This is a genomic window from Acinetobacter sp. 802_lipA (assembly GCF_058242885.1).
The window spans coordinates 1-6366 of record NZ_JBZAYP010000007.1 but is presented as its reverse complement, the minus strand read 5'-3'; the positions used below and the strand labels follow the sequence as shown (position 1 = coordinate 6366).

Genomic DNA, 6366 nt, shown 5'->3' with positions numbered 1-6366 from the left:
AATAAAACCATTGATTTTCTTTTATATATGACAACTATATACTTGTCATATTTGGTAGTCAATCCGTCATAGTTAAGTAGTCAATCCGTCATAGTTAGTAGTCAATCCGTCATAGTTAGTAGTCAATCCGTCATAGTTGAACGTTGAAAGGCTTGCTCCATAAGGGATACAGCTCAATGAAAAGATTTAAAAGATATAAAAATAATTAAAAATACGTTTGAAAAAATTGCCCTTGGTTTTCGCTACGCTCAAACTCTATTGAATCTCGCTTTCGCTCGATTCGTGGGGCAATTTTTTAGATCATCCTGTTGTGACTTTGAGAAAAAGCAAAAACAAGAGCAAAAGAAACTCGGAATTCGCTTCGCTCATAAAGCTTTTTTACTCGCTACGCTCGATCTAGGCCCAATTTTCTGCATGTGATTTACGCTTATTTAGGCTTCACAGCCTAAAAAGCTGTTTTTCAGAGAGTCGAGGTGCGAATTTTGGTGCTTCGCTCGTAGACACTCACTCTATTCATCCCGATTAGAATAAAAATAGTCTCTATTTGGCGCTCATTTGCGTTTTTTGACCTGATTACTCATTTCAATAGTCGATTCTATGTCTTATGTAAAAATGTGGCTGAAATCGCATGTGAGAGCGTTTTAACTTAGGTTTTATTTTTGACCTGTAGGCTAGAGTTTTCGCTTATAGATTTTTCTCTTAAAAATACAATAGTCAGGATCTCTTTTGGCCAAGCACTATCTTTACTGTCAGTTAAGTCAATTAAATGGATTGGGAGCCGGTACATACCGGCAATTTTTGGTTCACACACCACGCATCTAAAGATAAAAGCTCAAAATCCATGATTTATAAGGCGTACAGACGATTAATTATGATGAAGAATCTGATACCAAAAAATAGAAAGAAAAGTAGTTAAGTTATTGGTTTATATATAAATTAAATGATACCGCTGATGATACCAACAAAAGGCACTTTTTACACTTTAAGTTGTTGTTTAATAAATAGTTTTTTTGGTATCACTTGTACTGTTAGAATGATACCAGAATTATCTATTTTAATGTTAATTATCAATATATTAAGTGGTATCAAAATATTCTCATAGTAAATGAATAACGATTTTGTCATCTTTACCAGTCGTTACGATAGAAAAACTGGCACATGACTGTACTGTTTTGACTTAAAAATGAGTTCCAGAAAGTGTACACGCAAGAATTGATTAAATATTTGATTTATATTGATTCGCATGTGTACACCTATGTATACATTAAATGACAGTAAGTTTCTAAAATCATTGAAAATATGCTGTACACATAGGGTATACAAGCAATGTACACGCTTTATGCATTAATTCAGGTATAACATATTGAAATTTATTACAAATAAGCGTGTACAGCTAAAGGGTGAAGTGTTATGTCAACAGAATTGGTCAACTCGGCAAGTATCCTTAGTTTTCCTCGGCCATGTGATTTCTGTGAATTAAAGGAAAATGTTCAAAAATTTGCAGGGTTAATGCTTTGTGGAAATTGTCAGGAAAGCATCCGGATCACCAATCCTGGCATGTTTGAAGCCAATGGTCAGATTGAACAAAAAGCCCAGGATTAACCTGGGCTGCGTATAAGAGATTTTATGTTAAATGTTTTCTATAAGTTCGCTTTATAACCACCCCTAATTTGCTAGCAGGTTCTATATAACTTAGTATTCGCAAGTCTATTTGTTATTACTGTATAAGTAAAATTCAAGGCTCTTTAACAGGAACACCTCACGATTCAGAAAAAACGCTCGATTTTAGTCTATTAGCAAATATTCGTCCTGAAATAGAAACTGTACCGTTAGTAGGTGTTAATGATGCTTTACAACGTTTAAGAGCAGGAGATGTTAAGTTTAGATTTGTCATTCAAATGAATGCTTAAGTCTTTAACTTTTTAAATCTAAAAAACAGGAATTTCATTTATGTCTAAACACTATGATTATATTGCGATTGGCGGAGGCAGTGGCGGTATTGCATCAGTCAATCGTGCTGCCATGTATGGTAAGAAATGTGCACTGATAGAAATGGGTGATATTGGTGGAACCTGTGTCAACGTAGGATGTGTTCCTAAAAAAGTGATGTGGTATTCAGCTCAAATTGCCGATGCGATTCATAAATATGGTCCTGACTATGGCTTTAATACAGAATTGAAATCCTTTAACTGGAAGAAATTAGTTGAAAACAGACAAGCCTATATCAGCCGAATACATACATCGTATGACACAGGACTAGCTAAAAATAATGTTGATGTCATTCGAGGTTTTGCAAAATTTTTAGATGCTCAAACAATTGAAGTAAATGGTGAAACGTACACAGCTGACCATATTTTAATTGCTACGGGGACTCAAGCATTCAAACCTGAAATTGAAGGTGCTGAATATGGTATTGATTCCAATGGTTTCTTCGGATTAGAACACTTACCGAAGCGGACTGCTATTGTTGGTTCTGGCTATATTGCTGTGGAATTGGCAGGTGTTCTTAATGCATTGGGTTCGAATGTACAATTATTTATTCGTAAACATCAGCCTTTGCGTGGATTAGATCATTTCCTTGGTAAAACACTATTAGAGAATATGCGCAGTGAAAATATTAACGTGCATACTCATAGTCAGATTAACAAAGTGACTAAAGTTCAAGATAACTCACTTGTATTACACCTAGAAGATGGTACAGAACATAGTGTAGATTGCTTGATTTGGGCAATTGGTAGAAAACCTGCAACTGAAGCGATCAATCTTAATAAGACTCAAGTTCAATTGAACGAGAATCGCTTTATTCATGTTGATGCATATCAAAATACAACACAGTCTGGCATTTATGCAGTGGGTGATATTACAGGTAAAGTCGAGTTAACACCTGTTGCTGTGGCAGCGGGTCGAAGACTGTCTGAACGTTTATTTAACAATAAGCCAAATGAACATTTAGATTATGAAAATATTCCGACTGTGGTGTTTAGTCACCCACCTATTGGAACAGTTGGATTAACCGAAGATCAAGCCATAGAAAAATTTGGTAAAGATGCCATCAAAATTTATAGTTCTTCCTTTACATCCATGTATACAGCGATAACAGAACATCGACAACTCACAAAAATGAAATTAATTTGTGTAGGAACTGATGAGAAAGTGGTCGGAATTCATGGTATTGGATACGGTATGGATGAAATTCTGCAAGGCTTTGCTGTTGCTTTAAAAATGGGAGCAACTAAAAAAGACTTCGATAACACTTTAGCAATTCATCCGACTTCTGCTGAAGAATTCGTCACAATGCGTTAATCATTGATCATCTAAAAGAGCATTTATTTATATATTTGCTCTTATTTTTATATTCTATATCCAAATTATGAACTTTCAACAACTTAGAATTATTAGAGAACTCACTCAACATAATCTCAATTTATCACAAACAGCACATGCTCTAAAAACATCTCAATCTGGTTTAAGTAAAAAAGTCTTCTTTCATTATTATATCTTTTTATTTTTCTGAAATATTTACTTTAAGATATTGAATAACAAAATAAAATAAATGACAGCTTATGTGTCACTAACTAATGTCATTGATTGTCACTAAATTCTATAACTCATTGATATTATTTAATCAGAAATGACAACTTATGTGTCATCTGACGAATGTTGATAAATTAGTGGCTATGTAAGTGCTAATTTTACACTTCTCTATTATACTTTTTATCAAATTATTTTTAATAATATGCTACTACTTAATGAAAATATTAACTTTTTTGGTGATAACTCTCTTTTCATGTATGACTGCTCATGCTGCTGAGAGGAAATGGAGATCCTTAGCAGGTGTGATGTATTTAGATGAAAATTCTGTAGTTGTTACCAATGAACCTAAACTCGTTAATGCAACTATCTATGTGCATAATTCTAAAACAAACGAAAATTTGTTAAGTAATACTACAGTTGATTGTAAAGATAATACTTATTATATAGATGACTTAATTCAGGTATATGATGAAAAATTTATTCTAAAACGGGCAATTCTTTCTCCAATCAATACTAGACAAGACCCGAAAAAAATTACATCTGAGTCTCTTTATTTAGCTTTAGTAACTCTTTGTAATGACTCGAATAATGAGAGGTTTAGAGAAAAAGTATCTAATTTAAAATCACGTTATGATAGAAATTCTATTGGTCAACTTTACAATTTCATGGGCACTAATGAATGGTTCTTATTTCATGGAATGGTATCTGGTTTTGATACCATAAACGTTAAAGGATGTGAGTCCAACAATAAACTGGAAAATACTACAGACTGTAAAAGTGCAAAAGGTTTACTCCAAAATTATGGAAGCCTCAACTATATTCCAGATAATTACAGATATCAAAATGCGATAAATATTAAACAACTTGCGCTATCTGGAAAATTAGATGTTCTAAAGTCTATTAAACTCTATAGCACATGGTCTTCGTCTATTTACAAAAAAGCCGAGTCATACAGTAGGTCTAGTCAAGAATTATCTCGTGTTTACGCACTATTGCTGTTCTATGAGGATGTAACAGGGAAAGTTGTTAATGGTATTAAAAACTAATAACTAGCCCAATGAGTTGAAAGACTGAATAGGTTTTTGAATGATTACCGATTGAAAAGATCTTTTAGCCTCACTAAAATTAACATAATACACCTTATACGAAATGCTATTTTTATTCTGATATAAATCATAATCTTATCGTATATAAAAAAGCCCAATCACTACCGATTGGGCTTTTTACGTGAATAGTCGTGTTCCACGTCTATTCTTTGATCAATGTTCCACACTTTTGATTAGCTCAGTTGAATAATGCCCTTAGCCATTCGGCAAGAAAAACCGGCTTAACCACCCTCTTTTCGGCTGCTCCGGTTCAACATGCTCCGGCACCGGAATACGCTTATTTTCTGTTTCGACCAGAGTAGTCAATCCGTCATGTTTAGCTTCTGCTGTGTCCGGTTCTGGAGCTGTTTTGGTCATGCTTGGTTGCAACGGTTCTTGATCGGTAAACGTAGTCATATTGGTTTTTGGGGCTTCTAATAGACGTTGCATTGCCTCAATTTGTTCGTCCTTAACATGTAACTGATCATTCTTAGCTTTTAATTCATCTCGTTGAAATTTCTCACGGTCATGAGCCTGTTCTAGCTGTTTTTGAAGCATGTGAACCTGTTGTTCAAGCAAGTGAACTTCTGACAACTTTCGTGTTTCGGTTGTCTGTGAACTGTTCACATGTTTAGATGGTTCACCAAAGACTCGAATAGCTTCAGAAAGATCAATTTTACCATCGCTATTCTTACTTAAATTACCTTTATTTATTTGTTTATAAACGGCTTGACGAGTCATTCCATAGAGGTTTGAAAGTTCGATAACAGATAGTGATTTCATGTTGTAATTTAGGTTGTCTATTATGTGAACTAAGATACATTAAGAAACAGTCAACCGCTACATACACAATCAAACCTCACCCTTTAAAACCTAAATTCCTAAGATGAGGAATAAATTGCTTTTGTTGTATTGGATCTCTAAGCATTTCTTTTATTCTTGATGCCAGTACATCATAGCTTTCTCCTTGAGCTGCTAAATGCGATAGCTCATGTAAGCGAGAAAGCTGATTGCCAAACATATTGATTTGAGCGTCTGTTAGTTTATAAACCTTATCTTGTTCGTTATGTTGATTAATACTTTTTGATTTTTCTTTAAATGAAAAAAGAATATGGGTGACTTTACGACCAGTTTTTTTCTGCTCATAGGAAACGCTTAATGGGCTGCATTCATTTATTTGGTCTACAGCAGTATCAATTACCCGTTTTTTGAAATCTGCAAATAGTGGGTATTTTTTGCCAAGCTCCAACATGCTTCGTAAGCTCTCAACAGAGATTTCACGCTTACCTATTTGTCTGTATTGCACCAATAATTCATAAATACGAATACCATATCCACTATTGATCCCAGCAATATCTGATAGAGCATACTTAGTAAATTCTCTACTTAAATTAGATATGAAGGGCAAGATAGGTTTTGAAAAACGAATACCAATGATACTTTGACTATCCAAAAACTGGATCTCTTGTACCCACCTCATTTTTATAGATTTATCATCAATACTAAGATTAATAGATCTTTCATAAAGTCTATTAATACCTTCTTTTAAGTCTCTGTATGCGGTTTTTTCATGTACTCCTAATAGCTGTAGTTCATTAACGCTTACAGGGTATAACTCATCATCAGTAATAGGCTGGCTCTTCGGAATACGTGAAATAGCTGCCAAGACGATACGCTGTTCTACAGCACTTAATTGATAGGAAGCTTCTATAACTTGATTTGATTTAACAATTTGATTCTTATCCAA

At 34.0% G+C, this 6366-nt stretch carries 5 protein-coding genes and 1 pseudogene; 4 read left to right on the top strand and 2 right to left on the bottom strand.

From position 1 onward, the window contains the following. Nucleotides 1-1410 precede the first annotated feature (1410 nt). The 4 genes and pseudogenes from AC4CU3_RS19160 (at nucleotide 1411) to AC4CU3_RS19145 (ending at nucleotide 4580) form a co-directional block, all read left to right on the top strand. Nucleotides 1411-1602, top strand: coding sequence for a hypothetical protein (locus AC4CU3_RS19160; protein ID WP_068550827.1), 192 nt, complete (start codon nucleotides 1411-1413; stop codon nucleotides 1600-1602). 348 nt (nucleotides 1603-1950) lie between these two features. Then, nucleotides 1951-3303, top strand: a complete 1353-nt coding sequence (gene gorA / locus AC4CU3_RS19155; protein WP_002122354.1) for a glutathione-disulfide reductase — start codon at nucleotides 1951-1953, stop codon at nucleotides 3301-3303. A gap of 67 nt (nucleotides 3304-3370) precedes the next feature. Then, nucleotides 3371-3481: pseudogene (locus tag AC4CU3_RS19150) on the top strand (CysB family transcriptional regulator); the annotation flags it as partial. A 268-nt stretch (nucleotides 3482-3749) separates the two neighbouring features. Next, nucleotides 3750-4580, top strand: a complete 831-nt coding sequence (locus AC4CU3_RS19145) for a hypothetical protein (RefSeq protein WP_049044175.1) — start codon at nucleotides 3750-3752, stop codon at nucleotides 4578-4580. A gap of 255 nt (nucleotides 4581-4835) precedes the next feature. On the opposite strand, the gene AC4CU3_RS19140 is transcribed toward AC4CU3_RS19145, so the two are convergent. Together AC4CU3_RS19140 and repM are read right to left on the bottom strand one after the other, a co-directional pair. Then, nucleotides 4836-5402, bottom strand: a complete 567-nt coding sequence (locus tag AC4CU3_RS19140; protein WP_068550826.1) for a plasmid replication DNA-binding protein — start codon at nucleotides 5400-5402, stop codon at nucleotides 4836-4838. A 76-nt stretch (nucleotides 5403-5478) separates the two neighbouring features. Next, a complete protein-coding gene (gene repM, locus AC4CU3_RS19135) occupies nucleotides 5479-6366 on the bottom strand; it encodes a replication initiation protein RepM (RefSeq protein WP_068550825.1) in 888 nt (295 codons plus the stop codon).